Source organism: Arthrobacter agilis (genome assembly GCF_030816075.1).
Classification (GTDB): Bacteria; Actinomycetota; Actinomycetes; order Actinomycetales; family Micrococcaceae; genus Arthrobacter_D; species Arthrobacter_D agilis_E.
This window is the reverse complement of record NZ_JAUSXO010000001.1, coordinates 3,735,905-3,762,128: the sequence shown is the minus strand read 5'-3', so window position 1 is coordinate 3,762,128 and position 26,224 is coordinate 3,735,905. Positions and strand designations below refer to the sequence as shown.

Here is a 26,224-nt window from a genome sequence, read left to right as displayed (position 1 = left end):
GGGGGCCCTTCTGCATGTCCGGGGCGGCTGCTACGCCTTGAGCGCCAGGGCGAACGGCAGCACTCCCGAGGCGCCCGCGGTGCGCAGCGCCCGCCCCGCCTCGGTGATGGTCCAGCGGCTGTCCGCGAAGTCGTCGACCAGCAGCACCGGCCCGGGATGCTCGGCGAACCAGGCGGCGCCGCCCTCGGGCACCGCGAAGTGGTCCCACACCGAGGCCAGGCGGAACGCACTGTTGCCCCCGGGCTGGCCCTGCGGGAAGCCGTGCGGGGTGGCCAGCTGACCGAGGTATGGGATGCGGCCCACCTGGGCGAGCGCCCGGGCGAGGGACCCGATGAGCTCCGGGCGGCGCCGGGAGGGGACGCTGACCACGGCGACCGGCCGCTCGTCCCAGCCCCACTGCGCCAGGACGCGGACCACGGCCTCGATCACCGCGGGGTCCAGCGGTGCATCCGGGGTGGTGTCCGCCATCAGCTCGCGGAGTCGGTTGCCCCAGCCGAGGTCGGTGAGCCGCGCCAGCGCCCGTCCGGGCAGGCTGACCTCGCCCGGCTTCAGCTTCCCCTTCAGGGGCACGCCCAGCTTGTCCATGCCGGACGGCCACTGGCCGCGGGGCTCGAGTTCCACGCCGACCCGGCTGAGGGCCTGGCTCGCTGAGTCGGATGCCTCGTGCGCCACCTCGTCGGAGTACCAGGGACCGGCGCAGTTGTCGCAGCGGCCGCACGGGCTGGCTGCCGGGTCGTCGAGGGACCGCGAGAGGAACTCCATGCGGCAGCCGGCGGTGTTCTCGTAGTCGAGCATGGCCTTCTGCTCCACGACGCGGGCCTCACTGATGCGGCGGTACCGCTCGGCGTCGTAGGTCCAGGGCGCCCCGGTGCTCTCCCACCCGCCGGTCACCTTGCGGACGGCGCCGTCGACGTCGAGCACCTTGAGGAGGAGTTCGAGGGGTGAGCGCTTCAGGTTGACCCGCGTCTCGAGCGCCGGCGTGGACAGGACGACGCCGGGCTCGAGCGCCTCGAGCACCCGCAGGGCGGCGTCCTGCGAGGGCATGGACGCGGTGGCGAAGTACTCCCAGATGTCGCGGTCCTCGGCGCCGGGCAGCAGCAGCACATCGGCATTCGGCGTCCCGCGGCCCGCACGCCCCACCTGCTGGTAGTAGGCCACGGGCGAGGACGGAGCCCCGAGGTGCACCACGAAGCCGAGGTCCGGCTTGTCGAAGCCCATGCCGAGCGCACTGGTGGCCACGAGCGCCTTGACCTCGTTGGCCTTCAGGGCGGCCTCCGCCGCCTCGCGGTCCGCCGGGTCGGTGCGTCCCGTGTACGCGCGGACGGCGTGCCCGTTCTCGCGCAGCAGGCGGGCGGTGTCCTCCGCGGCCGACACGGTGAGGGCGTAGATGATCCCGCTGCCCGGCAGGTCCGACAGGTGCGTGAGGAGCCAAGCGAGGCGCGAGCGGGGGCTCGGCAGGCGCAGCACCCCGAGGCGCAGGGACTTGCGTGCCAGCTCGCCGCGCAGCGTGAACACGTCCGTACCGCCCGCGCCGAGCTGCTCCTCGACGTCCTTCACCACGCGGGAGTTCGCCGTCGCCGTGGTGGCCAGTACTGGCACCCCCTGCGGCAGGCCCAGGATCAGCTCTCGCAGGCGGCGGTAGTCGGGACGGAAGTCGTGGCCCCAGTCGGAGATGCAGTGGGCCTCGTCGATCACCAGCAGGCCCGTGCGCCGCATGAGCTCCGGCAGGTACAGCTCCCGGAAGGACGGGTTGTTGAGGCGTTCGGGCGAGACGAGGAGGACGTCCACCTCGTCGGCCTGGAGCTTCGCCTCGATCTCCTGCCACTCGGTCTGGTTGGCCGAGTTGATGGCCTCGGCGCGCACCCCGGCCCGAGCGGCGGCGGCCACCTGGTCCCGCATGAGCGCGAGCAGGGGTGAGACGATCAGCGTGGGGCCGGCTCCGCGGGCGCGCAGGAGCAGGCTCGCCACGAAATACACCGCGGACTTCCCCCACCCGGTCCGCTGGACGACGAGGGCACGCCGCCCGCCTTCGACGAGTGCCTCGATGGCCTCGAACTGCCCCTCGTGGAACTGGGCCTCCGGTGATCCGACGAGGGTGTGCAGGATGGCTGTGGCTTGCTCGTTCAGCGTGGTGGTCGACGACATCTGCCCAGTATCCCAGCCGCCTCCCCCAGTCCGGGCGGGCGGTCTGGCCATGTGTGCAGCCGGGCCGCAGCCCCACCGATACACTTTCCAGCGTGACTACAACCTTCGATCTCTCACCATCCTTCAAGGCCTACGACGTCCGCGGCATCGTCGGCGAGACCATCACGGTGGACTCGGTCCGCGCGGTCGGCGCGGCCTTCGTGGACTCCCTGGAGCTGGCGGGCGAGACCATCCTCGTCGGCGGGGACATGCGCCCCTCGTCGCCCGAGTTCTCGAAGGCGTTCGCCGAAGGGGCCACCCTGCGCGGCGCGAACGTGCTCTTCCTCGACCTCATCTCCACCGATGAGCTGTACTACGCCAGCGGCACGCTGCGCGCGGCCGGCGTGACCTTCACGGCCAGCCACAACCCGGCACAGTACAACGGCATGAAGATGACGCGCCCGGGCGCCGTGCCCGTCTCCTCCGAGACCGGCCTGAAGGACATCCAGGAACGCGCCGAGCGCTACCTCGCGGACGGCTCCGTGCCGGCCGCGGCCGTGCAGGGCACCACCAGCGTCCGCGACGTCCTCGACGAGTACTCGCGGTTCCTCCGCTCGCAGGTGGACCTCTCGTCGTCGCGGCCGCTGAAGATCGTGGTCGACGCCGGCAACGGCATGGCGGGGCTGACCACCCCCGCCGTCCTCGGCGACCGGATCCTCCCCGCCCTGCCGTTCGACATCGTGCCCCTCTACTTCGAGCTCGACGGCTCGTTCCCCAACCACCCCGCCAACCCGCTGGAGCCGGAGAACCTGCTCGACCTGCAGGCCGCCGTCGTCCAGCACGGCGCGGACATCGGGATCGCGTTCGACGGCGACGCCGACCGCTGCTTCATCATCGACGAGAAGGGCGAGCCCGTCTCACCGAGCGCCATCACCGCGATGGTCGCGCGCCGCGAGATCGCGCGCGCCCAGGCCGCCGGTGAGGCCGAGCCCGTCATCATCCACAACCTCATCACCTCCCGCGCGGTGCCGGAACTGATCCGGCACGACGGCGGCCGCCCGGTCCGCACGCGCGTGGGCCACTCCTTCATCAAGGCCGTCATGGCCGAGGAGGGCGCGGTGTTCGGCGGCGAGCACTCGGCGCACTACTACTTCCGCGACTTCTGGAACGCCGACACCGGCATGCTGGCCGCGATGCACGTCCTCGCGGCGCTCGGCGAGCAGGACGGCCCGCTGTCCGAGCTGGGCCGCGAGTACGAGCCCTACTTCTCCTCGGGCGAGGTCAACTCGAAGGTTCAGGACCTCCAGGGGGCCATCGCCCGGGCACGCACCGAGTTCGAGCAGGAGGGCGTGGTGGTGGACGACCTCGACGGCCTGACCTTCACCCCGGAGCACGGCGACTGGTGGTTCAACCTCCGCCCCTCGAACACCGAGCCCTACCTCCGGCTCAACGCCGAGGCCGTGGATCCGCAGACGCTCGAGGACCTCGTGCAGCGCGTCCTCGTGGTGATCCGCGACTGACCCGGATCACGAGCATGAAAGAGGCCCCTTCCCGCCGGGAAGGGGCCTCTTGTCGTCAGGGGCGGCTCAGGCGACGCTGAAGCGCTGCTTGAGCTCCTCGAGCTGTCCCTTGAGCTCCTCGGGCAGCGAGTCGCCGAAGCGCTCGTACCACTGCTCGATGCCCTCGAGCTCCTGGGCCCACTCCACGGCGTCGACGTGCACGGCGGCCTCGACCTCGGCGGGCGTCATGTCAAGCCCGGTCAGGTCGAGGGCGTCGCCCGTCGGGACGAACCCGATCGGCGTCTCGACGGCGTCGGCCGTGCCCTCGAGCCGCTCGATGACCCACTTGAGGACCCGCGAGTTGTCACCGAAGCCCGGCCAGGCGAAGCCACCCGAGGCGGTCCGGCGGAACCAGTTCACGAGGAAGATCTTCGGCAGCCGCGCCTGGTCCGCGCCGGCGCTGAGGGTGAGCCAGTGGCGGAGGTAGTCGCCGGCGTCGTACCCGATGAACGGCAGCATGGCCATCGGATCGCGGCGCACCCGCCCCACCTGGCCCGCGGCCGCGGCCGTGGTCTCCGAGGACAGGGTCGAGCCCATGAAGATGCCGTTGGCCCAGTTGCGGGACTGCGTCACGAGCGGGACGGTCGTCTTGCGGCGGCCTCCGAAGAGGATCGCCGAGAGTTCCACGCCGTCGGGCCGGTTGTACTCCTCGGCGAGCATGTCGATCTGGTCGATGGGCGTGCAGAACCGGGCGTTCGGGTGCGCGGCCGGGTGATCCATGTCCGGCGTCCAGTCCCGGCCCTGCCAGTCGGTCAGGTGCGCCGGCACCTCGTCGGTCATGCCCTCCCACCAGACACCGCCGTCGTCGGTGAGTGCCACGTTGGTGAAGACAGAGTTTCCCTTGGCGATGGCGCGCATGGCGTTGGGGTTGGTGCCCCAGCCGGTGCCGGGGGCGACGCCGAAGAGGCCCGCCTCGGGGTTGACCGCGCGGAGCTCGCCTTCCTTGCCGAAGCGCATCCACGTGATGTCGTCGCCCAGGGTCTCGACCTTCCAGCCCTCGATCGTGGGATCGAGCAGCGCGAGGTTGGTCTTGCCACAGGCGGAGGGGAACGCCGCCGAGAGGTAGTAGGTCTTGTCCTGGGGAGAGGTGAGCTTGAGGATCAGCATGTGCTCGGCCAGCCAGCCCTCGTCGCGGGCCATGACGGACGCGATCCGCAGCGCGTAGCACTTCTTGCCGAGCAGGGCGTTGCCGCCGTAGCCGGAGCCGTAGGACCAGATGGAGCGCTCCTCGGGGAAGTGGACGATCCACTTCTCCTCGTTGCACGGCCACGGGACGTCGGCCTCACCCTCGGCCAGCGGTGCGCCGAGGGAGTGGAGCGCGGGGACGAACGGCGCGTCGAGCTCCGTCATCCGGTCGAGGACGGCCGTGCCGATGGTCGCCATGATCCGCATGGAGGTCACCACGTAGGCGCTGTCGGTGATCTCGACACCGAACTTGGGGTCCTCGGCGTCGAGGTGGCCCATGACGAAGGGGATGACGTACATGGTGCGCCCGCGCATCGACCCCGAGAAGAGGCCCGTGAGCTTCGCCTTCATCTCGTCCGGGTCCATCCAGTTGTTGGTGAAGCCGGCCTCGCGTTCGTCCCTGGAGCAGATGAAGGTCTGCTCCTCCACACGGGCCACGTCCTTGGGGTCCGAGAACGCCGCGAAGGAGTTGGGGAACGTCTCGGGGTTCAGCCGGACGAACGTCCCGCTGTCCACGAGCCCGTCGGTGAGCCGCCTGTTCTCCTCCTCAGAGCCGTCCACCCAGACGACATCGGCCGGCTGCGTGAGCTCCCGCACCTCCCGCACCCAGTCGAGGAGGGCCGGATGAGTGGTCGGCGCTGCGCCGGAGGCATCCGGCAGCGAGCTGCCGTCAGGATTTATGGGGGGTGTGCCGACCTCATCAAGCTGACGCGCAGTATGGCCCATTAGTCTTCCCTTCGTCGGGTGTTCGGTGTACCGATGCTAGGGGCGCCGTATTTCAGGCAAAGGTCCCGCCTGCGAAACACTCCCCAGAGCATTTCCACGATCCGCGTCATGACGGCGATGTCCAGCGCTTACGTGACAGTCGTTTGTGACAAAGGTCACGTAGACCGGTCTAGTTGTGCCGGGAGGAATGAGCTGATTAGGCGTCCCGCGGATTCCACGCTAAAGTTGTCTACGGCCAAACGGCCCGCTTGTAGGACTCATCCGCTGGTCGGTTTGAAGGTCTACGGATGCGTGCGTAGCTCAACGGATAGAGCATCTGACTACGGATCAGAAGGTTGGGGGTTCGAATCCCTTCGCGCGCACCACGGTTGAGAACAACCACTGAAAGGCCCCGGCTCCGGCCGGGGCCTTTCCTGTTGGGTTGCTCCCCCGCAGGTCCGATGGAAGGCTCTGCCTATGAGCGAACCCCAGAGCATCGATGTCATCGTGATCGGAGCCGGCGCGGTCGGCGAGAACGTCGCAGGGCGGGTGGTCGAGAAAGGCCTCTCCGCCGTCCTGGTCGAGGCCGACCTCGTCGGTGGTGAATGCTCCTACTGGGCGTGCATGCCGTCCAAGGCGCTGCTCCGGCCCGGCACGGTCCTCAACGCCGCCCGCGGCGTCGCCGGGGCGCGCGAGGCGGTCACCGGCTCCCTCGATGCGCAGCAGGTCCTGGACCGCCGCACCTCCTTCACCTCCGACTGGGACGACTCCTCACAGGAGGAGTGGGTCGCCTCCGCCGGCATCACCCTGGAACGCGGCTGGGCGCGGATCTCCGGCGAACGGGAGGTGACGGTCAGCCACGACGACGGTTCCGAGACGCGCTACCGCGCCGGCCACGCCGTCGTCCTGGCCACCGGTTCGACACCGACCGTGCCGCCCATCGACGGTCTCGCCGAACTGGACTACTGGACCACCCGCGAGGCCACCTCGGCCAGGGAGGTGCCGGCGAGCCTCGCCGTCCTCGGCGGTGGCGTGGCAGGCGTCGAACTGGCCCAGGCCTACGCCCGGCTCGGCACGGAGGTCACGGTCGTCGCGCGCAGCGGCATCCTCGGCAACTATCCGAAGGAGGCGTCCGGTCTCGTCCTCGACGCGCTCCGCGGCGAGGGCATCACCATCCTGACGGACACCGCGACGGCGTCGGTCCGCAAGGAGGACGGCCTGTTCGTGCTCGACGTCGGCGACGGCCGGACCGTCACGGCCGAGCGGCTCCTGGTCTCCACCGGCCGCCACCCCCACACCGCAGGGTTCGGACTCGAGGAGCTCGGGCTGGACGTCAGGAAGATCCGGGCCGACGACACCGGACGCGTGCCCGGCGCCGGCGGCTGGCTCTACGCCGTCGGCGACGCCGGCGGCAGGGTGCAGCTCACCCACCAGGGCAAGTACGAGGCGCGCCTGACGGGAGACGCCATCGCCGCCCGGGCCGCCGGCTCGCTCGGTGACACCGCGGCGGACTGGAGCCCGTACACCGCCACCGCGGACCACGCGGCCGTGCCTCAGGTGGTCTTCACCGACCCTGAGATCGCGATGGTCGGCCGCACCCTCGACCAGGCACGGAAGGACGGCGTCAACGCGTCCGAGACATCGCTGCCCATCTCCGTGGCCGGCTCCTCACTCCACTCCGACGGCTACACCGGCTGGGCGCAGATGGTGGTGGACGAGGACCGCAAGGTGCTCGTCGGCGTGACGTTCGCCGGCCCCGAGGTCTCCGAGCTGCTGCATGCCGCCACCATCGCCGTCGTCGGCGAGGTACCCCTCGACCGGTTGTGGCACGCCGTCCCCGCCTACCCGACCATCAGCGAGGTCTGGCTGCGGCTGCTCGAGCAGTACGGGCTGTAGCGGCGGCGGACGGCTACACGCACGTCAGGCGGGCCGATCCGGAATTGCCCCGCCCAGCACCTCCGAACGACGGAGCACGGCGCACCCGTCCGGCGATCGGCGCGCCCGGGTGCGGTCAGCGCAGGGTCGACGCCCGGCGCACCACGAAGTCGGTGACCTCTGCGTCACGCCCGTCGAGCTCGGCCCACTCGCCGTCGTAGGACAGGACCGTGAGCCCGGCGGTGGGGTAGTCGGTGGCGAGATCCATGACGGCGTGCTCACTCGACCGCACCGACGCGAGGCGCATCGCGAGTTCCTGGATGCCGGGATTGTGCGCGATGACGAGGAGGCTCGTCACGGTCGGCGGCACGTGGTTGATGAGCGCCAGCATCTCCGAGGGATGTGCCGCGTACAGGTCGTCCTCGAGCTTGGGCGTGGGCGCCTTGTCCCCGAGTTCCTTGCACACCCAGGTGCAGGTCTGCCGGGTCCGGAGGGCCGAGGAGACGAGGATGAAATCGGGCACGGAGTCGTGTTCCACCATCCACCGGCCCACCAGCGGGGCGTCGGCATGCCCCCTGGAGCTGAGCGACCGCTCGTGGTCCGGGACACCCTCCTGGAACTCGGCCTTCGCGTGGCGCAGCAGCATGAGCGTCTTCCGGTGGTGGGCCATCCCCGCAGTCTATGGCGTCCGGGCAGCAGCCAGAGGCGCTAGATCGAGTACTCCGGAGCAGCCCAGACGATCACTTCGGGGTGGTCGTAGAAGCGGTAGCCCTGTCCGCGCACGGTGCGCACGGTGTTGGCCAGACGACCGAGCTTGGAGCGCAACCGCCGGATGTGGACGTCGATGGTGCGCTCGTTCGGCACCTCGTCCGCGTTCCGCCACAGCCCGCTGAGGAGTTCCTCGCGGCCCACGGTGCGGGTCGCGTTCTCGACGAGGTAGTTCAGGAGCTCGAACTCCTTGAAGGTGAGGTTCAGCGTCTCGCCGTCGAGGTGGACCTCGCGCCGGGAGAGGTCGATGAGCACACCCGTCGGACGCGCCGGCTGGGCCTGCGGGGCCGCCGGGGCGGCGTCGGGGCGGGGACGGCGGGCGACCGTGGGATCACCGAGCGCGGCACGGACGACGTCGATATCGGATCCGGGGGCGTCCGCCGGTGCGAGCGCAACGGCGGCATGGCTCTCCGCGGTCGGCACGAGCGAGCGCACATAGGCACGGACGTCCTGCGCGAGTTTCGAGAAGGTCGTCCCGGCGGCCGCGGCCGTGGCTTCGTCCAGCGCGACATAGAGCACGAAGCCGCGCGCTGTCGTGTCCCCCGTGACGACCTGCGGACCGGGGACCCCGTTGGGTGCGACGACGGGGACGGGAGCGCTCAGGTGCTGCACGTCGCCGGGCACCGCCTGGAGACGCGAATGCTGGCGCGGCACCTGCTGGCCCTGCTGGGTGAACGACGGCGCGAAGGACTGGCGTGTCTGCGCGCCCTGCGGGGAGCGGAGTGAGATATGGACGTAGCCCGGATTTACTGACATGAAAACCACCTCGTGAAGTGTGCCGTCATCGCGGCTCGAATGCGGGATGAGCCCGGTCGGGATGAAGAGGAATGCCCGCCGTTGGGCTCTAGGTGCGTAGGAAGAGGTTGGGTGTAACCGCTACGCGTGCATTCGACGACAGCGCGGCCCGTTCCCGGACATGACGTTCGGGGCAGCAGGCCACAGCTGCAGATGCGAGTGAGTGGGTGTTCACGCAAGGAATTATTGCATGTAACAATCGCCTACGCGCAAGTAACAAAGGAACTTTGTCCGCCATGCGAGACGGCTGAGGCAGCGGCCGGCGGTGACGCCGGCACCCGTGCCGGCTACTGCGACACGCGCCCCTCGCGCTTCCGCCCGGCGCGGGCTGCCAGGAACAGCCCCGACCCGACCACGATGTACACGATGGAGGCCAGCCAGACGACCCCGCTCTGCTGGGTCAGCAGCGCGATGCTCGCGATCATCGCGAGCATGGGCACGATCCGTGGGGCCGAGAAGTGCGCGTGCTCCACCTTGTCCTTCTTGAGGACGAGCACGCTGATATTGGCCGAGAGGAACACCAGCAGCAGGAGGAGCACCGTGGTCTCCGCCAGAGTGGCGAGGTCCCCGACGAGGGTCAGCACGATGGTCAGCCCGGCGACGACGACGATCGAGACCCACGGCGTGCGCCGGTTCGGCAGCACCCGGGCGAACGCGCGCGGCAGGAGGTCGGCCTCCGCGAGTCCGTAGCCGACGCGGCTGGCCATGACCATGAACAGCAGCGCGCCGTTGGCGATCGCGACCAGCGCGATCAGGCCGAACAGCCACGGAGGGATGGCCACCCCGCTGGCGTTCACGACGTCCAGCAGGGGTCCGGTCGACTGGGCGAGTTCGGTCGGCGGGAGGACGATGACCGCGCCGATCGCGATCAGGAGGTAGACGACCGCCGCCGTGCCGATGGCACCGAAGAGGGCCCGGGGATACGCCTTCGAGGGGTTGCGCACCTCCTCGGCCATGTTCGCGGCGGCCTCGAAGCCCAGGAAGGAGAAGAAGGCGATGACGGAGGCCGCGAAGGCACCCTCCAGCGGGGGCACGTCGGGGGCGAACTCGAGCAGCCGGGCCGGCTGCCCGTTGCCGCTGCCGAGGACGATGGCGGCAAGGACGATGACGAGGACGAGGCCGCTCACCTCGATGATGGATGCCACGAGGTTCGCGGTGAGGGATTCCCGGACGCCACGGAGATTGATCAGCGTCAGCAGGATGATGAAGACCACGGCGGCCGGAGCGGCCGGGACGTCGATGAGTGCGGCGAGGTAGTCACCGGCGAAGGCGTTCGCCAGGGCCGCCGCGGTGGTGATGCCCGAGGCCATCATGAGGAAGCCGACGAGGAACGAGACGTACGGGATGCCGAAGGCCCTGTCGATGTACCGGGCCGCACCGCCGGCGTGCGGGTACTTGGTGATGAGCTCCGCGTACGTTCCCGCAGTGAGCAGCGCCAGGACCAGGGCGATGAGCAGCGGCAGCCAGATCACGCCCCCGACGTCGTCGGCCATGGTGCCCACGAGCGTGTAGATGCCCGCCCCGAGGGTGTCGCCGACGATGAACGCGAACAGCAGCGGCGCACCGATCGCCCGCTTCAATCCGCCCTGAGTGCTCGCCTCGGTCGTGCCGCTATCGGTCGCCATCGCACCATTGCAGTCGTTCACACGCGCCGGCGCAACCCCTTGCGCGGTTCGGGAGGTTGTGTTGCCCGGGATGCGCCGGAGGCGGGAGAACCCGTCCGCGGCGCCGGCCGTCGCTAGCCGACGACGCCGTAGAGGCGGTCTCCCGCGTCTCCGAGGCCCGGCACGATGTACGACTTCTCGTTGAGCTTCTCGTCGATCGAGGCCAGCACGATGGTGACGTTGCGGCCCTCGAGCTCCTCCTGCAGCGTGGCGAGGCCCTCGGGCGCGGCGAGCAGGCAGATGCAGGTGATGTCGGCGGCGCCGCGGGCGAACAGGAACTTGATGGCCTCGCGGAGGGTGCCTCCCGTCGCGAGCATGGGGTCGAGCACGAAGACCTGGCGGCCCGTGAGGTCGTCCGGCAGACGCTCGGCGTAGGTGATGGCCTCGAGGGTCTCCTCGTTCCGGGCCATTCCGAGGAAGCCGACCTCCGCGGTCGGTACGAGGCGCGTCATGCCCTCGAGCATCCCGAGGCCCGCGCGGAGGATGGGGACCACGAGCGGGGTGGGCTTCACGAGCCCGGTGCCCTGGGTGGCCGTGACGGGCGTCTCGATGGACACGGTCTCCACGCGGACGTCGCGGGTGGCCTCGTAGGCCAGCAGGGTCACGAGTTCCTCGGTGAGGAGCCGGAACACCGGCGACGACGTGTCCTTGTCCCGGAGAACCGTGAGTTTGTGGGCTACCAGGGGGTGGTCGACTACCAGTACACGCATGGGTCAAAAGTACCATTGTGCCCATGAACCCCGCCCTGCCGCCCGTGGATCCCGAGCACCGGGCGTGGATGGGCCTGGCCCTGAAGGCCGCCCGGCTGACGAGCGTGAGCGCGGACGTGCCGATCGGCGCCGTCGTCATCGGCCCGGACGGTGAGGTGCTGGGGATGGGCTGGAACCAGCGTGAGGAGCTCGGGGACCCGACGGCGCACGCCGAGGTGCAGGCCATCCGCGCCGCCGCGGCCCGGCTCGGCGCCTGGCGGCTCGAGGGCTGCACCCTGGTGGTGACGCTGGAGCCCTGCGCCATGTGTGCCGGGGCGTCCGTCCTGGCGCGCATCCCCCGCGTGGTGTTCGGCGCCTGGGACGAGAAGGCAGGGGCCTCGGGTTCGGTGTTCGACGTGCTGCGCGAACGACGGCTGAACCACTGGACGGACGTCGTCCCCGGCGTGCGGGAGGACGAGTGCGCGGCGCTGCTCAGGGACTTCTTCGCCGCCCGCCGGTCCGGTTCCGGCGCTCTCTGATACTGCGTAGGCTGATGAATACGCAGCATCCCTTCGAGAAGGAGTAGACGTGGCAGATCAGCAGGACGGTTTGAAGGAAGTACAGGACATCCTCGGCAAGGCCGACATCGCGATCCTCACCACGGTGAGCCTCGACGGGCAGCTCGTGAGCCGTCCTCTCGCCCTGCAGGCGAAGGACTTCGACGGCGACCTCTGGTTCTTCACCGAGGACCCCTCCCCCAAGGCCGACGAGATCCGCGCGAACCCGCAGGTCAACGTCTCGGCGAGTACGGGCAAGGGCTATGTCTCCATCGCCGGCACCGCGACGCTCACGAAGGACCAGGCGAAGATCGACGAACTCTGGGGCCCCTCGGTCTCCGCATGGTTCGAGAACGGGCGCGACGACCCCGCCGTCGCACTCATCCACGTCGACGCCGACACCGCCGAGTACTGGTCGATGGACGCGCCGCGCGTCGTCTCTGCCGTGAAGATGGTCAAGGGTCTCGTGACGGGCACCAAGCCGGACTCCGGCAAGAACGAGGTCATCGAGCTTCCGTAGGTCCGTACCGGCCCGTTTTGGGTCTGGAGCGTTGCAACCGGTAACGTAGAGGCGTTGGTGACGTGTCCGAGCGGCCGAAGGTGCAACACTCGAAATGTTGTTTGGTGTAAAAGCCAACGTGGGTTCAAATCCCACCGTCACCGCCACCTGAGAAGGCCCCTGCTTCCCCGTATTCCTGGGGAGGGAGGGGCCTTCGCTTTGCCCGGAGAGATCAGGCAGGCTTGGCGTAGACGGCCGCGCTCATGACCTCGTACCCCACGAACGTCTCATCGTTCTGGACCCAGGCGTCATGACCGGCGGGGATCGAATAGGCGTCGCCGGCATGGATGGTGGTGCGGGTACCGTCTTCCATCTCCACTTCGAGCGTCCCGGCAGCGCAGACCCCCAGGTGGTTGTTCTGGCAGCTCTCGGTGTGCACCACCGTCTTGACGGTCTCGGACCATCGCCAGCCGGGCTCGAAGGTGAACCTGCCCAGTGTGGTGTTGCCGAGGCTGACCACGTCGACCTTGGTCTTGGGCGGACGGCGCTCCTCATCGGGATCGTCGAACGACCTGGACTCAAGGGCATTGACAGTGATTGCGGACATCGTGTCCTCCTCGGTGAGCGGGTTCCAACCATGGGTCCGGAGGAGAGACCGGGTGCTCCGGCGATGAGGGTTCGGCGACGACCGGTCGGGTCCGGGCCGAACACGTGCGAGCGAGGCTCACAGCCTGCTCCCGGCCGGAGCGGATGTCAGTGCACGTACACCGGCCTCATGACCCAGTACACCCGGCCCAGGATCACCTGGCCACTAGCGAACCATCCCCGGTGGGTGAACATCAACGCTGCACTCTCCCGGCTTCCTGGTCGAGCACTGCGGGTGATGTGGTGTTGAGATGGAGTGGGTCACCGACCCATTGAGGTGACCCGAACATCGGATGGGTGGCCGGAGAACCTCACCACCCCCACCTTCGACCCGGAGACAGGAAGCCCACATGAGCGAGGACCGCAGACGGGAACTGGGCGAATCGAACGCCCCGGTCGAGGACGAGCTGAAGGAGTCCTTCGACAAGACGGTGGGAGAAGGAGCCGAAAGACTCCACCGCACCCTGAGGAACGTCCTCGTGACCGGGGTGTTCGGAGGGTTCGAGATCGGCCTCGGCATCATGGCCTACCTGGCCGTCATGCATGAGACGGGCGATCACCTGCTGGCCGGCCTCGCGTTCAGCATCGGCCTCGTGGCACTCCTGCTGGCCCACAGCGAGCTCTTCACCGAGAACTTCCTCATGCCCGTCGCCGCCGTCGTCGCCAAGGAGGGAAGCATCGCACAGCTCGGAAAACTATGGGCTGGCACCCTCGTAGCCAATCTCGCCGGCGGGTGGGTCTTCGTCTGGATCGTCATGCAGGCCTTCCCGCAGTGGACCGACACCGTCAGCGAGAGCGCACACCACTACGTCGATGCACCCTTCTCCCTGCAAGCCGTGGCCCTCGCCGTCCTCGGGGGAAGCACCATCACCCTCATGAGCCGCATGCAGCAAGGGACCAGCAACGATGTCGCCCGGATCGTCGCTACCATCATCGGCGGGTTCCTCCTGGCCGGGCTCCAGCTGTTCCACTCCATCCTCGACTCGCTGCTCATCTTCGCGGCCATTCACGCGGGTGCCGATATCAGCTACGGGCAGTGGCTCGGCTGGTTCGGCTATACCCTGCTCTTCAACATGCTGGGCGGTCTGGTGCTGGTCACCCTCCTCCGGCTCGTGCGCACCAAGGAGCTCCTCGAGAAGCGCAGGGACGAAGCACCCACCGACCCGGCAGCACCCCACGACCGCTAGCTGAACCGTAGATCTTCCGCCTCGCCGTCCGACAGCCTCGGCAAGGGTCGTCCTCAGCGGCCGCGGAAATGGAGCTGCGAGGCCTGCGTCCGATCAGTCCAGCACGGCCGTGGCTTCGATCTCGACGAGGAGGGCGGGGGCCCACAGCGACTGGACGCCGATGACGGTGATGGGCGGCAGCGGCGAGCCGAAACCCTCGGACTCCTGGGCCCGCGCCGTACCCGCCCAGAGGTCATCGGCCCGCTCCGGTGTCCAGTCGACGACGTAGAAGGTCAACCGGGCGATGTCCCCGACATCACCTCCTGCACCCCTGACACCCGTTGCGACATTGCGCAGCGCGGAGTGGACCTGGCCCGCCAGATCCGTCGATGTCGGAGCCCCGGCGGATGTCACCGCCACCTGCCCGGCGAGCAGGAGCAGGCGGGTCCCGGTGGCCAGGGCGACGGGTGCGTAGTCGGTCTGCTCGAGCAGGCCGTCCGGATGGCTGAGGTGCACGGTCATCTGCGTTCCTTCGATCGATAGGGGTCGGGGCAGCAAGGGCCTCGCCCACACCAGCGAACACCCTGTCCCCGCCATAGGGTCAACGCGGGTGACCGGACCGTCGTGAGCCAGGGGGAGGCCGGGTGGCCCCTGGCGAGCGGTGTGGCGCATCCCTCATCCCGGGGCCTTGACCCTGTTGTCGGCACAGCCTCTTCAATGGTCATCACATGGAATAATCCAGCCCGGCACAACGCTCTTGACTTCACAAGCGAAACGTGCTAACAGGCGGTGGAGCAATCCGCGCTCACCGCCGGAGAGACGAAGGAGAACGAGATGGCCAACCCGTACGAGGGCATGCAGGAATGGGTGCAGCAGCTACCCGAGATCGTGCAGCCGTTGGGTGTTGCCGTTGCCGGCATGATCCCCTACATCGAAGGCGAGGGTGCTGCCGGGATCGGCATCATCCTCGGGATCAATCCGGTCGTGGCGGCGCTCGCTGCCATGGCCGGCAACTTTCTGAGCGTGCTCGCCGTCGTCGTCATCAGTTCCCGGGTCCGCGAGAAGGTCGTAGCCGGTCGAGGAGGAGAGGACAGAGCGGCGGATCCTGCGTCCGCCGCTCCATCGGCCCGGCGCGTGAAGGGACAGCGCCGCCTGCAGGGCTGGCTCTCCCGATTCGGTGTACCGGGCGCGAGCCTCCTCGCCCCGCTGGCCCTTCCCACGCAGCTCACCGCAGCCTTCTTCGCGGCGTCGGGGGTCAGGAAGGAGCGGGTCCTGTTCTGGCAGGCGATCGCCATCGTCCTCTGGACCGGCGGCATCGCGGTGCTCGCGACAGGGCTCGTCGGAGTCCTCGGGTGGTAACTTCAGGGCACCGTGGCCGGTGGGACGGGTTGTCCCGTGGAAGGCCGACCGTCGGACAGCAGGCGCGCCACGACCGGGCCGGCGACCGGTGACACGGAAGGACTGACGGGAATGGCGTGGAGCACCCGGGAGATCGCCGAGCTGGCGGGGACGACTGTGAACACCGTGCGCCATTATCACCAGGTCGGGCTTCTCGAGCAGCCGGACAGGATGTCCAATGGCTACAAGCAGTACCAGGTCAGGCACCTCGTCCGTCTCCTGAAGATCCGCCGCCTGCGGGATCTCGGCGTCCCGCTCGACCAGATCGACGACGTGACCCTCGATGGCGATTCCTCGTTCGAGGCGCTGAGGGCGATCGACGCGGACCTCGCGGTGAGCATCGAGAGGCTGCAGCGCGCCCGGGCGGAGATCCAGGCGATCCTCCAGGGCTCCTCGGTGACGGGCGTCCCGGCAGGATTCGAGGACGTGGCGCCGCGGTTGTCCAAGCCGGACCAGTCCCTGATGCTGATCTACTCCCAGCTCTACGACGACGACGCGATGCAGGACCTGCGGACCATGATCCGGGAGGATCCGGAGTCGCCGAGCAAGGAATTCGACGGGTTGGCCCCTGACGCCGACGAGACGGTACGCGCCGAACTCGCCGAACGCTACGCACCGACCATTGCAGGTGCCCTCAGGGACTACCCGTGGCTCTCGGAGCCCGGGAAGCACCTCTCGAAGAGCCTCACGGTGACCCGGGACACGATCGTCGAATCACTCTCGGCGCTGTACAACCCGGCGCAGCTCGACGTCCTCGCGCGGGCAAGCGTCATTGCCGGCGCCCTCCTCGAGCAGGAACAGGGCACGAAGGACGAGCAGACGCCCTGAGGCGGGCCACCCGCCGGCGGGCCTCCTCGGGCCCGAACGGCACCGGAACGCCGGAGCGCCGGCACATGAACCCTCACCGGGGGAACGACGGAGCGGACGCCGTGGCTCCCCCGGTGAGTCCGGCGGCCCTCAGTCCTCGTCGCCCGCCGCAGCAGCCTTGATCGCGTCCTTCTCGGCGCGCAGGGCCTCCGCCTCGTGCTGTTCCTCGGCCTTCTCCCGGTGGATGACCTCCGCGAAGAGCTTCTCCATCTCCTTGGCCACTCCGGCGGCCGAGGCCGGGTTCTGCCCGGTCACCAGCCGGCCGTCGACCACGACCTGCTCCTCGAAGACCTCAGCGGCGACGTGGGTGGCGCCCTGTGCCTCGAGGCGGTCCGCCAGGAAGAACGGGATGACCCCGTCCTTGCCTGCGGCGACCTCCTCGTCGTTGGTGAAGGCAGCCACCCTGCGGCCCTCGACGAGACGGAACCCGTTCCCCAGTTCCACGTTCACCAGGCCGGCCGGCCCGTGGCAGACAGCGCCCACCAGGCCGCCGGCGTCGTAGATCCCGGCCACCAGCTGCTGCAGCCCCTGGCTGTCCGGGAAGTCCCACATGGTGCCGTGGCCCCCCACGAGATACACGGCGTCGTACTGGTCCGGATCGATGACGTCGACGCGGGCGGTGTTGTAGAGGCCGGCGCGCGTGGTCTCGTCCTCCGTGAAGGCGACCTGCACGGGATCGGACGTGTCCACCTCGTCACGCGGGGGCACGCCGCCCTGGATGGATGCGAAGTCGACGAAATGCCCCGCATCCTTGAAGACCTTCCACGGATGGGCCGCCTCGGCCACGTTGTAGCCGGTCTTCTCCCCCGTATCGCCGATCTCGGAAACGCTGGTCAGAACCATGAGGATTTTCTTCATGAAGTGCTCCTTTCGCCCGCCCTCCACCCTAAGCCCGGGCGGGCCGCACCTCAGTGACGCGTCGGACTCACCTCCTGAGCCGCTGCCAGACGTCGTCGCGCCTCCTCCGGCGCCACGTACTGGCCCACGGTCGGGTAGGACCCGATGGTCGCGACCGACGAGACGACCGTGTGCGGGTAGACGTGGACCAGGTTGAAGCCCTGCGCCCCGTCCCGGCCCCGGATGCCGCCCTCCGGGACGTTGAGGTCCTGGGTGTAGCACGTGGACGACGCCACCGACACGGGGATCCCGGCGAACAGCGACGACGACGGGAAGTGCACGTGCCCGGCGAGGATCAGGCGGATGTCGGTGCCCGCCACGACCTCCGCGAGCCGGTCCTGCCGGCGGAGCTCCGTGAGCACGGCGAGGTCCTGCACCATCGGGATGGGCGGGTGGTGCAGGGCGAGGATGCTGCCCTCGGGCGCGGGCCGCGACAGTTCGGCCGCGAGCCAGGCGAGCTGGACGTCGTCGATCTCCCCGTGGTGGTGCCCGGGCACGGAGGTGTCCAGCGCGATCACGCGCAGCCCGCCGAGCCGGTAGCTGCGGTAGAGCGGCGTGTCCTCGGGCGGTTCGCCGAGCAGCGCGACGCGCAGGGCCGACCGCCTGTCGTGGTTGCCCATCAGCCAGATCACCGGCGCACCCAACGTGTCGGCGAACGGCTCGACGAGCTCGCGCAGGGTCGCGTAGGCGTCGGGGTCCCCCTTGTCCGTCAGGTCGCCCGTGAAGATCAGCGCATCCGGCCGGACACCTGAACCCCCGATCTCCGCCAGCAACTGGGCGAGCCGGCCGCGGGCGTCCACGCCGCCGTACAGCAGCCCGTCGGCCATGAAGTGGGTGTCGCTGAAGTGGAACAGGAGGTGGTCGGCGGGAGGATGCTCGCGGGACACCGGAGCGTCCTCCCGCCTGCTGTGGGTCGGCATGGCTGCTAGGCGGTTGCCTCGGCCGTGGCGCGCTCCGGCGCCGACCGCTCCTGATCGAACACCGTCTTGTCCATGAGCTCGGCGATCCTGTCCCAGTCGTGGCGCCTGAGCAGCGTGCGCAGCTCGGGTGACGGCGGTTCGCCGGCCCTGCCCCGGAGGGCCTCGCAGGCGGCGGCGAAGCCCGCGGCGTCGTCCTGCAGCTCGACGACGCCGGGGAAGTCCGCGACGACGTCGGGCACGCGCGTGGAGACCACCGGCAGCCGGGACGCCAGGTATTCGAGCGTCTTGGTGGGGCTGATCGACTTCGTGGCCTCGTTGAGGGCGAACGGCATCAGGGCGACGTCGAACTCAGCCATGAGCGCCGGCAGGTCCTTGTAGTCCTGCTGGCCGTAGTAGGTGATGTTCGGCGCCTGCGGCAGGTCCGATTCCTCGATCTTGCAGATGGGGCCGATCATCCGGATCTCCCACTCGGGCAGGCGCTCGGCGAGGCCCGCGACGAGGTCGAGGTCGAGCCGCTCGTCCAGCACCCCGACGTAGCCGGCCACCGGCTTGCTACGGTCGGGGGTCGCTGCCCGCGCAGCCGCCGCGTAGTGCGCCACGGACACGCCGCTGGGCACCAGGTGCGCGTCCTCCCGCCCCTGCTTGACCACGGACCGGTGCAGTGAACGGCCGCCCGCGAACACGACGTCGGCCCGCTTCAGCGCCTGGCGCTGCCGCACGAGCAGCTCGGGGGCCGCATTCCTGAACGCGGCGAGATCGTCCATGACGTCGTAGACGAGCGTGGTCGGCTCGAGGGCGAGCGCCGCCTCCAGCACGAGGGGCGTGTAGATCCACACGACCCGCTCACCGGTGGGCGGGCCGAGGAGCTGGGGCAGCTGCGCGATGTAATCGGGCATGACCTCGTCGAAGAAGCCCACATGGTGGCCCTGCTCCGGGATCTCGAGGTAGACGCGCGTCAGGCCGTCGATCTCCGTGGTCCCCAGCCGGTTCTCCGTCAGCTCGACGTCGGGCGGGGTGAGGGGTTCCTCGACGAAGTACGTCGTGCGTCCCGGCGTCCGGTTCAGGCGGGAGACCAGCTGCTGAGGCCGCTGCCAGACCCATTCCCACCGCAGGTGGGACAGAACAATGAGTTCACTGTGCATCGACGATCCTCAATTCCATTCGAGTGGTTGTACGGGGGAGACGCGAACCGAGATCGCTCTCGGGAGGCTGTTGCCAGTCCCAGTGGGACATCTGCTCCCGGTAGCCCTGCAGCCAGGTGGCCACGGGTTCACCGAGGAGATAGGCGGGGAGCTCGCCGGAACGCACTCCCCCGGCCGCGAGCGCGTACGACGTCGACATCACCGATGTACGCCGCTCGAGGTCCTCGTCGAGCCAGTACACGCCGACGGGGTCCACGTGGCCCTCGCAGCGGAAGAGCAGCGAGTTCCAGTCCGTGGAGTCGACGACGGGGAACCAGCACACCCCCTCCAGCACGACGCCGCGCGCCTGGGCCTCCTCGCACTGCTCGAGCACGTACTTGAGCCACGTGGCCCGATCGGAGGTACGCCCGCGCACGTTGGTCTCGGTGATCATGCAGGGCAGTCCGTAGCGCTGCCAGTACTGCTGGATCTGGTCGGCCAGGGGCAGCGGGGTGGGTGTGGGCGCCGTCCCTCCCTCCACTCCGAAGTTCCACTGGCAGTGCGCGTAGTAGTCCAGACCGAGGACGTCGATGGTCCCCGCGGGCAGGGAGAGCAGTCGCTCACCGCCCACCGGTGCCAGGTCGCGGCCGAGCTGGCTGTCGACGTCGTACCCCCGGCCGAGGAACGCGTCGAGGGCGAGGAAGCGGCGGTCGTTGGCCATGTCCGCGTACCGCTGCCCCGACGCGTCGGAGCCCGTGTGGAACTCGCAGGTGTCCACCCAGACGTGCCGGGCGCCGGGCAGCAGCTCGCGGTACAGGGCGCCGGCCTCGGCGACGGCCGGGAGCACGTTGACGAGGAGGTCCACGAACCCCTGCAGCCCGGAGTGGTACGGCGGCCAGATGGCCTCGTGACCGCAGAGGAAGAGCGTGGCGAACGGCTCGTTGAAGAGCGTGTACTCCTCCACCCACGGGTAGCGGCGGGCGAAGGCCTCCGCGTAGCGCAGGTACGCCGCGCCGAAGCGGGCGTCGGCGAAGCCATCGGTCAGCCAGACCGGGTAGCTCGTATGGTGCACGAGGTCGATGATGGGCCGGAAGCCGTGCTCGTGCAGGTGGTTCAGGACCTCGTCCGTGGCGGACCAGTCGAAGACCCCTTCGGACTCCTCGATGCGGTGCCACCGCACCGGGTAGCGCAGCCGCGTGATGCCCGACCGTGAGAGCAGGTCGAGGTCCTCGCGCCAGCGGGTGTCGTGTTCCGTGGTCTCGAAGATGTCCCTGTCGTGCGCGGGCATGAAGGTGCTCTCGAAACCGCCGATGATCTCCAGCGGCGGTCCTTCCCCGCCCCGGGGGGTCACGAGGCGTCCTCCGACGCGGTGCGGCGTGCACCCAGTTCCTCGTAGACGACGTCGAGCAGCTCGGCCGCCCGCAGGTTGAGCCGCCGTGACTCGTCGAGGTCGGCATCGAGCCGGACGACGTCCGCCCGCAGCTGTTCCACCTCGGCCCGGAGCGCCAGCAGCTGCTCCGCCAGGCCCTCCGGCTCGGCGAACTGCAGCTCCATGTCCTGGGCCGTGGTGTGGGTCGTGTCGGTCATGCCCTCTCCCTTCTCACGAGCACGCGACGGCTCGTCGCCGCGCCTGCTCCGTCGTCGTCCTGCTCCTCAACACTCAGCGAGTACCGATGGAGCTGCTCCTGGAATCTCCTCCAGTCCACGGGCTGGTATTCGACCCAGCTCGCCGACCCCTCCGCGCCGGCCACCCCGACCTCGAGGAACGCAGTGCTCCCGGGGGCGGCGAGCAGGTGCTTGATGAGCATCAGCGTGGTGTCCCAGCCGAGCGGGCTGAGGGCGTTGAAGAGGTGGTTGGCGTGGACGTGCACCGTCGTGTCGAGCTCCGCGCACCGTTTCCGCAGGTGCAGCGCGTGGCGGGCCATGGTCAGGTTCGCGCGTTCGAAGCTCACGCCGCCGTCGTGCGCGAGATGCTCCTTCGCCCAGGCGAGCGCGGGTCTGCTGTAGTCGACGGCGAGCACGCGATGGCCGTGATCGGCCAGGTAGCGGGCGTCCGTGCCGAGGCCGCAGCCGAGGTCCAGCACGGTCGACGACGCCGGCAATGAGCCGGCGGCGGCGACGGCGAGGCCCGACGGCGCCCGGCCAGGACCCGCCTCGATCTCGGCGCGGTGGTGGTCCTCCCAGTTCTCGCGGTCCACGTCGAAGTGGTTGAGCCACCAGTAGTAGCGGCGGAACGCGGCGGGCGGCGTGACGAAGGCGAACGTCGGGTCGGGCACCTCCCAGGACGGCCCGTAGATCGCGGCGAGGAGCTCCGCGGGCTCCGCGGGCCCCGGCAGCATCCGGCCGTTCACGGCCAGCGGCTTCAGGGGGTGGATGGTGACCGTCTCCGCGGGCTCCCGGGCGTGGAACGTCCCGTAGAACCAGCCGTCGCACTCGAAGTAGGTGAAGATGTCGAGGTAGAAGCGGTCCGTCACCGTCCCGCCGGGGAACAGCAGCTGCAGGTGGCCGCTCGAGTGCCGGACCGTCTCGTACCCGTGTGCCGCGAGTGTCCGCTCGATGCCGAAGCTCTCGAGGGCGACGTCGGACGGGTTGGTATGCCTGCTGAGGTAGGCGAGGTCGGCGTCGTCGTCGTGCGGGAGGATGCGCCCGTTGCGGACGGGGCCGAGGAGCGTGCCGCCCGTGACGAACAGATCGATCCCGAGGGTGCTGTGCAGCACCTGGATGAGGCGTTCGGCCTCGTCGAGGACCTGCTCGATGAGCACGGCGTCCCGGCCCTCGAAGGACCGGGCGATGCGGCCCCACTTGTTGACCACCTGCGGGATCCCCGTGCCGGGCTCGGTCAGGACGAACTCGGACGGGTCGTCGTCGAACGCGACCGTCGCCGCGGCGACCTCCCGACCCGCGTGCTCCACCGCGAGCCGCGCCCGTCCGGTGAGGCGTTCCGCGAGGGACGGCGGCCACGCAAGGCTCAGTGCACCGTCGTCGTCCCGTTCCGGCGCGCGGACCGTCCAGATGCGGCGTCCGCCCAGCAGGACGGAGAAGGCATCACCCGAGGGGATGCGGGCGTCGGGGATCACCAGCCGCTGCGCGTCGGCTGTGAGGGGCGCCGCCCTCACCGGACGCTTTCGAACTGGCTGGGCAGGGGGTCGACGTGCTGCAGGCGGACGTCGAAGACCTGCCCGGTGATGTCGGAGGCGAGGACCTGGCCGCAGACGCGGGCGACATCGCCTGCCTGGACGAGGGTGGTCTCGTCCTCACGGCCGAACGCCTTCTGCCGCATGGGCGTCGCGGTGCGGCTCGGGCTGATGCAGTTGACCCGGATCGCGTCGCAGCTCCACTCGTCCGCGAGCGCCTGGGTCAGGTTGACGAGCGCCGCCTTCGTGGCCGAGTACACCGTGTACTGGGCACGTCCGCGCGTGTAGGAGCTGGAGGAGAACAGCAGCAGCGATCCTCGCGAGGCCGCGAGATAGGAGTGCGCTTCCTGCGCGACGACGAACGCGGCCATGAGGTTGACGCCGACATCGTGCTGGAGCTGCTCGTCGCTGAGGGCCACGAGGTCGCCGATGGTCAGGACGCCCGCGGTGAGCACCACGTGGTCGATCCTCCCGTACTCGGCGGCGGCACCGGCCAGGGCACGCGCGACGGAGTCGCGGTCCTCCACGAAGGTGCCGCTGCCGGTCCTGCTGTGGGGGACGACGTGCGCGCCCTCGTCCTCGAGCTGCCGGGTGAGCTCGCCACCGATGCCCGAGCTGCCGCCGAACACGACCACGACGGCGTCGCGGAGCGAGGCGGCAGGGACCGGTACCGGGTCGACGTGCTGGTGCTTGAGCTGGAACAGCTTGTCGGCCAGGTGGATGTCGATGGGGTGCGTGATCTTGATGTTCGCCTCGTGGCCCGGCACCACGATGATCGGGACGTCCGGGCTGTACTTCAGGACCACCGAGCAGTCGTCGGTCGCGGCGAAGTCCGGGTCGGCGTGCGCCCGGCCGTAGGCCTCCATCAGGGTCTCCCACCGGAAGGCCTGGGGTGTCTGTCCTCGGCGGAGGGATGCCCGCGGCGGGACCGCGCGGATGATGTCGTGCTCGTCCACCTGGATGATGGTGTCCGCGGACGGGATGCCGGTGTCGACGGCGTCGTAGGTGTCGAGGGCATCAACGCACGCCCGGACGATGGAGGGGTCCACGAGCGGACGGACGGCGTCGTGGAAGACCACCTTCGAGCCCGGCGTCGCGATCTCCCGGAGGGCGAGGTAGGACGTCTCGTTGCGGTCGCGCCCACCCGGCAGCAGCCCGGAGAGCTTGGGGAAGCGGTCCCGCGTCACGAGCTTCTCGGCGCGGTCCATGGTGCCGGGATCCATCATGACGATGATCTCGTCGATGAACGGGCACTGCTGGAAGATGTCGACGGTGTGCTCGAGGCTCGTCCGGCCGGCCACGGGTACCAGCTGCTTGGGGATCTCGAGGCCCATACGGGTGCCGACGCCGCCGGCCAGGATCACGCCGACCGTTCGTCGTCGGGGGCGTGCCACGTTGTCCGCTGTGCTCGGTTCGTCGATTCGGCCGGTGATGGTCGACATTGCCGCCTCCCTCATGCGCTTCGGGGTGTTCGGTTGGGTTCCGTCAGCGTACTGACGGCCCTCCGCGCCGGGCAGGAAAACTTGGGCCCGCGAAATCCTTGTGCAAGCGCTTGTTCTTTGCCTCGTGTTCATCCGGCGTCCACCTCCGGCAGGGCCCGTTCCGCCCCTCCGGTGCCGTGTGGGCACCCGGATCGGGGCGATAACCTGAGGTCATGGCAATCCGGGTGCTCGCAGTGGGCCGCAAGCACGAGAGCTGGGTGTCCGAGGGCATCGAGCGCTACGCGAAGCGCCTGAAGAAGCCGTTCGACCTGTCCTGGCAGCTCATCAACCACTCAGCGCGCGAGCACGACGCCGCGCGCAGGGAGGAGTCCGAGCGGCTCCTCGCACGGCTCGGCACCGACTACGTGATCCTCCTCGACGAGCGCGGCAAGGCCATCGACTCGCCCACGCTCTCCCGGACCCTGCTGCAGCCGCTCGAGGCGTCGCGCAGTGTCACGGTGATCATCGGCGGCGCCTACGGCGTGGACCCGCAGGTGCACCAGCGGGCCGACTTCGTGTGGTCCCTCTCCCCCCTGGTCTTCCCCCACCAGCTGGTGCGCCTCATCCTCGCCGAGCAGGTGTACCGCGCCCAGGAGATCGCCGGCGGCCGCTCGTACCACCACGAATAGGCGGCATCGGCGATGCTGCAGGTCCTGGGCACGTAACGATCCCGGCACGGCCGTGTCCGCCTACTGGCGCTCCGGGATCCCGGGGCTAATGTGAGTCCATGACTAGTCTGCTGGGGAGCAAGCGTTGGATCGTGGCCGTTGCGGCCGCCGGAAGCCTGATGGCGGTGAGCGGCTGCGCGTCGTCCGGGACGGACGACGGCGGGACGGCGGCACCGGGCCCGTCGGCGTCCTCGACACCGTCGGCAGCGCCGACGGCCGACACCACGAGCGAGGCGCCGTCCGAAGCGCCGACGGCAGCGCCGTCCGCAGCTCCGTCCACTTCGGCATCGGCCGCACCGACGACGGAGGCGCCGTCACCCGTCACGCCCACAGCCGCGCCCGCTGCGGGCGGAGCCTGCACGGCCGCGCAGCTGACCGGGAGCGTCGAGGACCAGCCCGGCGGCGGCGCAGCGGGCAGCGTGTACCGCACGCTCGTGCTGACCAACGCCTCCGACCAGGAGTGCAGGGTGGACGGCTTCCCCGGGGTGTCCTTCGTCGATGCGGCCGGCACCCAGATCGGGGCCCCCGCGGACCGCGACGGCTCGGCGTCGACCGTCGTGTCCCTCGCCCCGGGTGCCTCCGCCGCCGCGACCCTGCGGCAGACCAACGCCCAGAACTACGGTGCGGACTGCGGACTCACGACCGCCGCCGGCCTGCGTGTCTACCCGCCCGGAGACACCGACTCGCTCGTGCTGCCGCAGGAGATCCCGGCCTGCTCCGCGGCGTCCGTGGTGCTGATGACCATCGGGACGCTGCAGCCCGCGTCCTAGCGGGCCGTTCCAGCGGGCGGCGTGGCCGGCGGGGCGTTCCAGCGGCGGGCTCTCACTGGCCGTCATCGCGGCGGCCCGGCCGGCGGGCCGTTTCAGCGGCGGCGTGGCCGGCTGCCCTGGAGGGCCGGCTAGCGGCCGGCTCCGGCGGGGAGTCCGGCCTGCATCCCCAGGAGCCGGAGCCGCCAGGCCGCGAACACGAGCAGGGCTGCGCTGGCCAGTGCGAGCACCAGGGTCGGCCACGGCGCGGCCGTGACGATGGCGCCGACGCCCAGCAGCGCTGTGCCCGCCCCGGCAGTGATCATGACGCGCCCCCGCTCGAGGTACCCGTACACCGCGACGCCGATCCCGAGCACCACCCAGGCGCCGAGCCCCCGGAAGGCCTCCACGGCCCCGCCGAGGAGCGCGCCGAGCTCCACGACGACACCGAGCACCAGGTAGGCGCCCGCACCGGCATGCAGCGCCGGCGGGTGGCGGAGGAGCCACGGCGTGGTCAGGAGGATGAGCACCAGGGTGGCCACCACGAAATAGACGGCCGTCCGGCCCGTGTCGCCCTCGAACACGAGCGCTGCCGCGGCGCCGCCGAGGAAGAGCGATCCGACGCCTGCCACGGGCAGCCAGTTGTGGGACACGTGCCCGCGTGGTCCACGGGTTCCAGCCGTCCCTGCTCCTGCTGCCATGGCCGCTCCTCCCCCGGCCGCGCGGCGCGGCTCCCCTGAAACCTACTCCCGCCGGCCCCG

25 protein-coding genes and 2 tRNA genes are annotated in these 26,224 nt (G+C 69.8%); 11 read left to right on the top strand and 16 right to left on the bottom strand.

Annotated elements, in window-relative coordinates; genetic code table 11:
* Positions 1 to 30: 30 nt before the first annotated feature.
* On the bottom strand, positions 31 to 2,145 hold the full coding sequence (locus QFZ50_RS17750; RefSeq protein ID WP_307086416.1) for a RecQ family ATP-dependent DNA helicase: 2,115 nt from the start codon (positions 2,143 to 2,145) through the stop codon (positions 31 to 33).
* A 92-nt stretch (positions 2,146 to 2,237) separates the two neighbouring features.
* Here QFZ50_RS17750 and QFZ50_RS17745 point away from each other — a divergent pair, with 92 nt between their 5' ends.
* A complete protein-coding gene (locus QFZ50_RS17745) occupies positions 2,238 to 3,644 on the top strand; it encodes a phosphomannomutase/phosphoglucomutase (RefSeq protein WP_307086414.1) in 1,407 nt (468 codons plus the stop codon).
* A gap of 66 nt (positions 3,645 to 3,710) precedes the next feature.
* Here the strand turns inward: QFZ50_RS17745 and QFZ50_RS17740 are convergent, their stop codons facing one another.
* Positions 3,711 to 5,594, bottom strand: coding sequence for a phosphoenolpyruvate carboxykinase (GTP) (locus QFZ50_RS17740; protein ID WP_307086413.1), 1,884 nt, complete (start codon positions 5,592 to 5,594; stop codon positions 3,711 to 3,713).
* Between the two features lie 289 nt (positions 5,595 to 5,883).
* Here QFZ50_RS17740 and QFZ50_RS17735 point away from each other — a divergent pair.
* Both QFZ50_RS17735 and QFZ50_RS17730 read left to right on the top strand, forming a co-directional pair.
* Positions 5,884 to 5,959, top strand: a tRNA-Arg gene (locus QFZ50_RS17735).
* 91 nt (positions 5,960 to 6,050) lie between these two features.
* Positions 6,051 to 7,469 (top strand): dihydrolipoyl dehydrogenase family protein, encoded by a 1,419-nt coding sequence (locus QFZ50_RS17730; RefSeq protein WP_307086411.1) that lies wholly within the window; start codon positions 6,051 to 6,053, stop codon positions 7,467 to 7,469.
* Positions 7,470 to 7,584: 115 nt separating this feature from the next.
* Here the strand turns inward: QFZ50_RS17730 and QFZ50_RS17725 are convergent, their stop codons facing one another.
* The 4 genes from QFZ50_RS17725 to upp form a co-directional block, all read right to left on the bottom strand.
* Entirely contained in the window at positions 7,585 to 8,118 is a 534-nt protein-coding gene (locus QFZ50_RS17725) for a SixA phosphatase family protein (protein ID WP_307086409.1), read from the bottom strand.
* 38 nt (positions 8,119 to 8,156) lie between these two features.
* The gene (locus tag QFZ50_RS17720) at positions 8,157 to 8,972 is read right to left on the bottom strand and encodes a winged helix-turn-helix domain-containing protein (RefSeq protein WP_307086408.1); all 816 of its coding nucleotides are present in this window, start codon (positions 8,970 to 8,972) and stop codon (positions 8,157 to 8,159) included.
* A 326-nt stretch (positions 8,973 to 9,298) separates the two neighbouring features.
* Entirely contained in the window at positions 9,299 to 10,636 is a 1,338-nt protein-coding gene (locus QFZ50_RS17715) for an APC family permease (RefSeq protein WP_307086406.1), read from the bottom strand.
* A gap of 113 nt (positions 10,637 to 10,749) precedes the next feature.
* Positions 10,750 to 11,385 (bottom strand): uracil phosphoribosyltransferase, encoded by a 636-nt coding sequence (upp, locus tag QFZ50_RS17710; RefSeq protein ID WP_104048935.1) that lies wholly within the window; start codon positions 11,383 to 11,385, stop codon positions 10,750 to 10,752.
* A gap of 23 nt (positions 11,386 to 11,408) precedes the next feature.
* On the opposite strand from upp, the gene tadA reads away from it, so the two are divergent.
* The 3 genes from tadA to QFZ50_RS17695 all read left to right on the top strand — a co-directional run bounded on the left by tadA (position 11,409) and on the right by QFZ50_RS17695 (position 12,587).
* A complete protein-coding gene (tadA, locus tag QFZ50_RS17705; protein ID WP_307086403.1) occupies positions 11,409 to 11,903 on the top strand; it encodes a tRNA adenosine(34) deaminase TadA in 495 nt (164 codons plus the stop codon).
* A 49-nt stretch (positions 11,904 to 11,952) separates the two neighbouring features.
* Positions 11,953 to 12,441, top strand: a complete 489-nt coding sequence (locus tag QFZ50_RS17700) for a pyridoxamine 5'-phosphate oxidase family protein (RefSeq protein WP_307086401.1) — start codon at positions 11,953 to 11,955, stop codon at positions 12,439 to 12,441.
* Between the two features lie 56 nt (positions 12,442 to 12,497).
* Positions 12,498 to 12,587, top strand: a tRNA-Ser gene (locus tag QFZ50_RS17695).
* Positions 12,588 to 12,652: 65 nt separating this feature from the next.
* Here QFZ50_RS17695 and QFZ50_RS17690 read toward each other — a convergent pair.
* Positions 12,653 to 13,027 (bottom strand): cupin domain-containing protein, encoded by a 375-nt coding sequence (locus QFZ50_RS17690; protein WP_307086399.1) that lies wholly within the window; start codon positions 13,025 to 13,027, stop codon positions 12,653 to 12,655.
* A gap of 388 nt (positions 13,028 to 13,415) precedes the next feature.
* Between QFZ50_RS17690 and QFZ50_RS17685 the strand changes: the two genes are divergently transcribed.
* Positions 13,416 to 14,252 carry a formate/nitrite transporter family protein gene (locus QFZ50_RS17685; protein WP_307086397.1) on the top strand — a complete coding sequence of 279 codons (837 nt, stop codon included), beginning with the start codon at positions 13,416 to 13,418 and terminating at the stop codon, positions 14,250 to 14,252.
* A gap of 93 nt (positions 14,253 to 14,345) precedes the next feature.
* On the opposite strand, the gene QFZ50_RS17680 is transcribed toward QFZ50_RS17685, so the two are convergent.
* The gene (locus QFZ50_RS17680; RefSeq protein ID WP_307086395.1) at positions 14,346 to 14,753 is read right to left on the bottom strand and encodes a RidA family protein; all 408 of its coding nucleotides are present in this window, start codon (positions 14,751 to 14,753) and stop codon (positions 14,346 to 14,348) included.
* Positions 14,754 to 15,065: 312 nt separating this feature from the next.
* On the opposite strand from QFZ50_RS17680, the gene QFZ50_RS17675 reads away from it, so the two are divergent.
* Both QFZ50_RS17675 and QFZ50_RS17670 read left to right on the top strand, forming a co-directional pair.
* Positions 15,066 to 15,590: a small multidrug efflux protein gene (locus QFZ50_RS17675; protein ID WP_307086393.1), complete on the top strand. Its 525-nt coding sequence runs from the start codon at positions 15,066 to 15,068 to the stop codon at positions 15,588 to 15,590.
* A 111-nt stretch (positions 15,591 to 15,701) separates the two neighbouring features.
* Entirely contained in the window at positions 15,702 to 16,457 is a 756-nt protein-coding gene (locus tag QFZ50_RS17670; protein ID WP_307086391.1) for a MerR family transcriptional regulator, read from the top strand.
* A gap of 129 nt (positions 16,458 to 16,586) precedes the next feature.
* On the opposite strand, the gene QFZ50_RS17665 is transcribed toward QFZ50_RS17670, so the two are convergent.
* The 7 genes from QFZ50_RS17665 to QFZ50_RS17635 are packed head-to-tail and all read right to left on the bottom strand — an operon-like array spanning position 16,587 to position 24,010.
* Positions 16,587 to 17,354, bottom strand: coding sequence for a type 1 glutamine amidotransferase domain-containing protein (locus QFZ50_RS17665; RefSeq protein ID WP_307086390.1), 768 nt, complete (start codon positions 17,352 to 17,354; stop codon positions 16,587 to 16,589).
* 50 nt (positions 17,355 to 17,404) lie between these two features.
* Positions 17,405 to 18,280: a phosphodiesterase gene (locus QFZ50_RS17660; RefSeq protein ID WP_307086388.1), complete on the bottom strand. Its 876-nt coding sequence runs from the start codon at positions 18,278 to 18,280 to the stop codon at positions 17,405 to 17,407.
* Between the two features lie 38 nt (positions 18,281 to 18,318).
* A complete protein-coding gene (locus tag QFZ50_RS17655; RefSeq protein ID WP_307086386.1) occupies positions 18,319 to 19,455 on the bottom strand; it encodes a glycosyltransferase in 1,137 nt (378 codons plus the stop codon).
* Positions 19,445 to 20,785 carry a family 1 glycosylhydrolase gene (locus tag QFZ50_RS17650; RefSeq protein WP_307086384.1) on the bottom strand — a complete coding sequence of 447 codons (1,341 nt, stop codon included), beginning with the start codon at positions 20,783 to 20,785 and terminating at the stop codon, positions 19,445 to 19,447. Before QFZ50_RS17650 ends, QFZ50_RS17655 begins: the two co-directional genes overlap by 11 nt.
* Positions 20,782 to 21,021: a DUF6752 domain-containing protein gene (locus QFZ50_RS17645; RefSeq protein ID WP_307086381.1), complete on the bottom strand. Its 240-nt coding sequence runs from the start codon at positions 21,019 to 21,021 to the stop codon at positions 20,782 to 20,784. The genes QFZ50_RS17650 and QFZ50_RS17645 overlap by 4 nt, the downstream gene beginning before the upstream one ends.
* A complete protein-coding gene (locus QFZ50_RS17640; protein ID WP_307086379.1) occupies positions 21,018 to 22,550 on the bottom strand; it encodes a class I SAM-dependent methyltransferase in 1,533 nt (510 codons plus the stop codon). The genes QFZ50_RS17645 and QFZ50_RS17640 overlap by 4 nt, the downstream gene beginning before the upstream one ends.
* Positions 22,547 to 24,010 (bottom strand): bifunctional cytidylyltransferase/SDR family oxidoreductase, encoded by a 1,464-nt coding sequence (locus QFZ50_RS17635; RefSeq protein WP_307086377.1) that lies wholly within the window; start codon positions 24,008 to 24,010, stop codon positions 22,547 to 22,549. The genes QFZ50_RS17640 and QFZ50_RS17635 overlap by 4 nt, the downstream gene beginning before the upstream one ends.
* Positions 24,011 to 24,222: 212 nt before the next feature.
* Here QFZ50_RS17635 and QFZ50_RS17630 point away from each other — a divergent pair, with 212 nt between their 5' ends.
* On the top strand, positions 24,223 to 24,678 hold the full coding sequence (locus tag QFZ50_RS17630; RefSeq protein WP_307086374.1) for a 23S rRNA (pseudouridine(1915)-N(3))-methyltransferase RlmH: 456 nt from the start codon (positions 24,223 to 24,225) through the stop codon (positions 24,676 to 24,678).
* Positions 24,679 to 24,776: 98 nt separating this feature from the next.
* Entirely contained in the window at positions 24,777 to 25,487 is a 711-nt protein-coding gene (locus QFZ50_RS17625) for a DUF4232 domain-containing protein (protein WP_307086372.1), read from the top strand.
* 128 nt (positions 25,488 to 25,615) lie between these two features.
* Here the strand turns inward: QFZ50_RS17625 and QFZ50_RS17620 are convergent, their stop codons facing one another.
* The gene (locus tag QFZ50_RS17620) at positions 25,616 to 26,164 is read right to left on the bottom strand and encodes a hypothetical protein (RefSeq protein WP_307086370.1); all 549 of its coding nucleotides are present in this window, start codon (positions 26,162 to 26,164) and stop codon (positions 25,616 to 25,618) included.
* Positions 26,165 to 26,224: the final 60 nt, after the last annotated feature.

Bases quoted from the DNA above. Each gene is read 5' to 3' on its own strand.
- QFZ50_RS17750 (WP_307086416.1), bottom strand. From the start codon at position 2,145: ATGTCGTCGACCACCACGCTGAACGAGCAAGCCACAGCCATCCTGCAC.
- QFZ50_RS17620 (WP_307086370.1), bottom strand. From the start codon at position 26,164: ATGGCAGCAGGAGCAGGGACGGCTGGAACCCGTGGACCACGCGGGCAC.
- QFZ50_RS17680 (WP_307086395.1), bottom strand. From the start codon at position 14,753: ATGACCGTGCACCTCAGCCATCCGGACGGCCTGCTCGAGCAGACCGAC.
- QFZ50_RS17630 (WP_307086374.1), top strand. From the start codon at position 24,223: ATGGCAATCCGGGTGCTCGCAGTGGGCCGCAAGCACGAGAGCTGGGTG.
- QFZ50_RS17715 (WP_307086406.1), bottom strand. From the start codon at position 10,636: ATGGCGACCGATAGCGGCACGACCGAGGCGAGCACTCAGGGCGGATTG.
- QFZ50_RS17670 (WP_307086391.1), top strand. From the start codon at position 15,702: ATGGCGTGGAGCACCCGGGAGATCGCCGAGCTGGCGGGGACGACTGTG.
- QFZ50_RS17685 (WP_307086397.1), top strand. From the start codon at position 13,416: ATGAGCGAGGACCGCAGACGGGAACTGGGCGAATCGAACGCCCCGGTC.
- QFZ50_RS17690 (WP_307086399.1), bottom strand. From the start codon at position 13,027: ATGTCCGCAATCACTGTCAATGCCCTTGAGTCCAGGTCGTTCGACGAT.
- upp (WP_104048935.1), bottom strand. From the start codon at position 11,385: ATGCGTGTACTGGTAGTCGACCACCCCCTGGTAGCCCACAAACTCACG.
- QFZ50_RS17645 (WP_307086381.1), bottom strand. From the start codon at position 21,021: ATGACCGACACGACCCACACCACGGCCCAGGACATGGAGCTGCAGTTC.
- QFZ50_RS17725 (WP_307086409.1), bottom strand. From the start codon at position 8,118: ATGGCCCACCACCGGAAGACGCTCATGCTGCTGCGCCACGCGAAGGCC.
- QFZ50_RS17730 (WP_307086411.1), top strand. From the start codon at position 6,051: ATGAGCGAACCCCAGAGCATCGATGTCATCGTGATCGGAGCCGGCGCG.
- QFZ50_RS17720 (WP_307086408.1), bottom strand. From the start codon at position 8,972: ATGTCAGTAAATCCGGGCTACGTCCATATCTCACTCCGCTCCCCGCAG.
- tadA (WP_307086403.1), top strand. From the start codon at position 11,409: ATGAACCCCGCCCTGCCGCCCGTGGATCCCGAGCACCGGGCGTGGATG.
- QFZ50_RS17740 (WP_307086413.1), bottom strand. From the start codon at position 5,594: ATGGGCCATACTGCGCGTCAGCTTGATGAGGTCGGCACACCCCCCATA.
- QFZ50_RS17635 (WP_307086377.1), bottom strand. From the start codon at position 24,010: ATGTCGACCATCACCGGCCGAATCGACGAACCGAGCACAGCGGACAAC.
- QFZ50_RS17675 (WP_307086393.1), top strand. From the start codon at position 15,066: ATGGCCAACCCGTACGAGGGCATGCAGGAATGGGTGCAGCAGCTACCC.
- QFZ50_RS17665 (WP_307086390.1), bottom strand. From the start codon at position 17,354: ATGAAGAAAATCCTCATGGTTCTGACCAGCGTTTCCGAGATCGGCGAT.
- QFZ50_RS17625 (WP_307086372.1), top strand. From the start codon at position 24,777: ATGACTAGTCTGCTGGGGAGCAAGCGTTGGATCGTGGCCGTTGCGGCC.
- QFZ50_RS17655 (WP_307086386.1), bottom strand. From the start codon at position 19,455: ATGCACAGTGAACTCATTGTTCTGTCCCACCTGCGGTGGGAATGGGTC.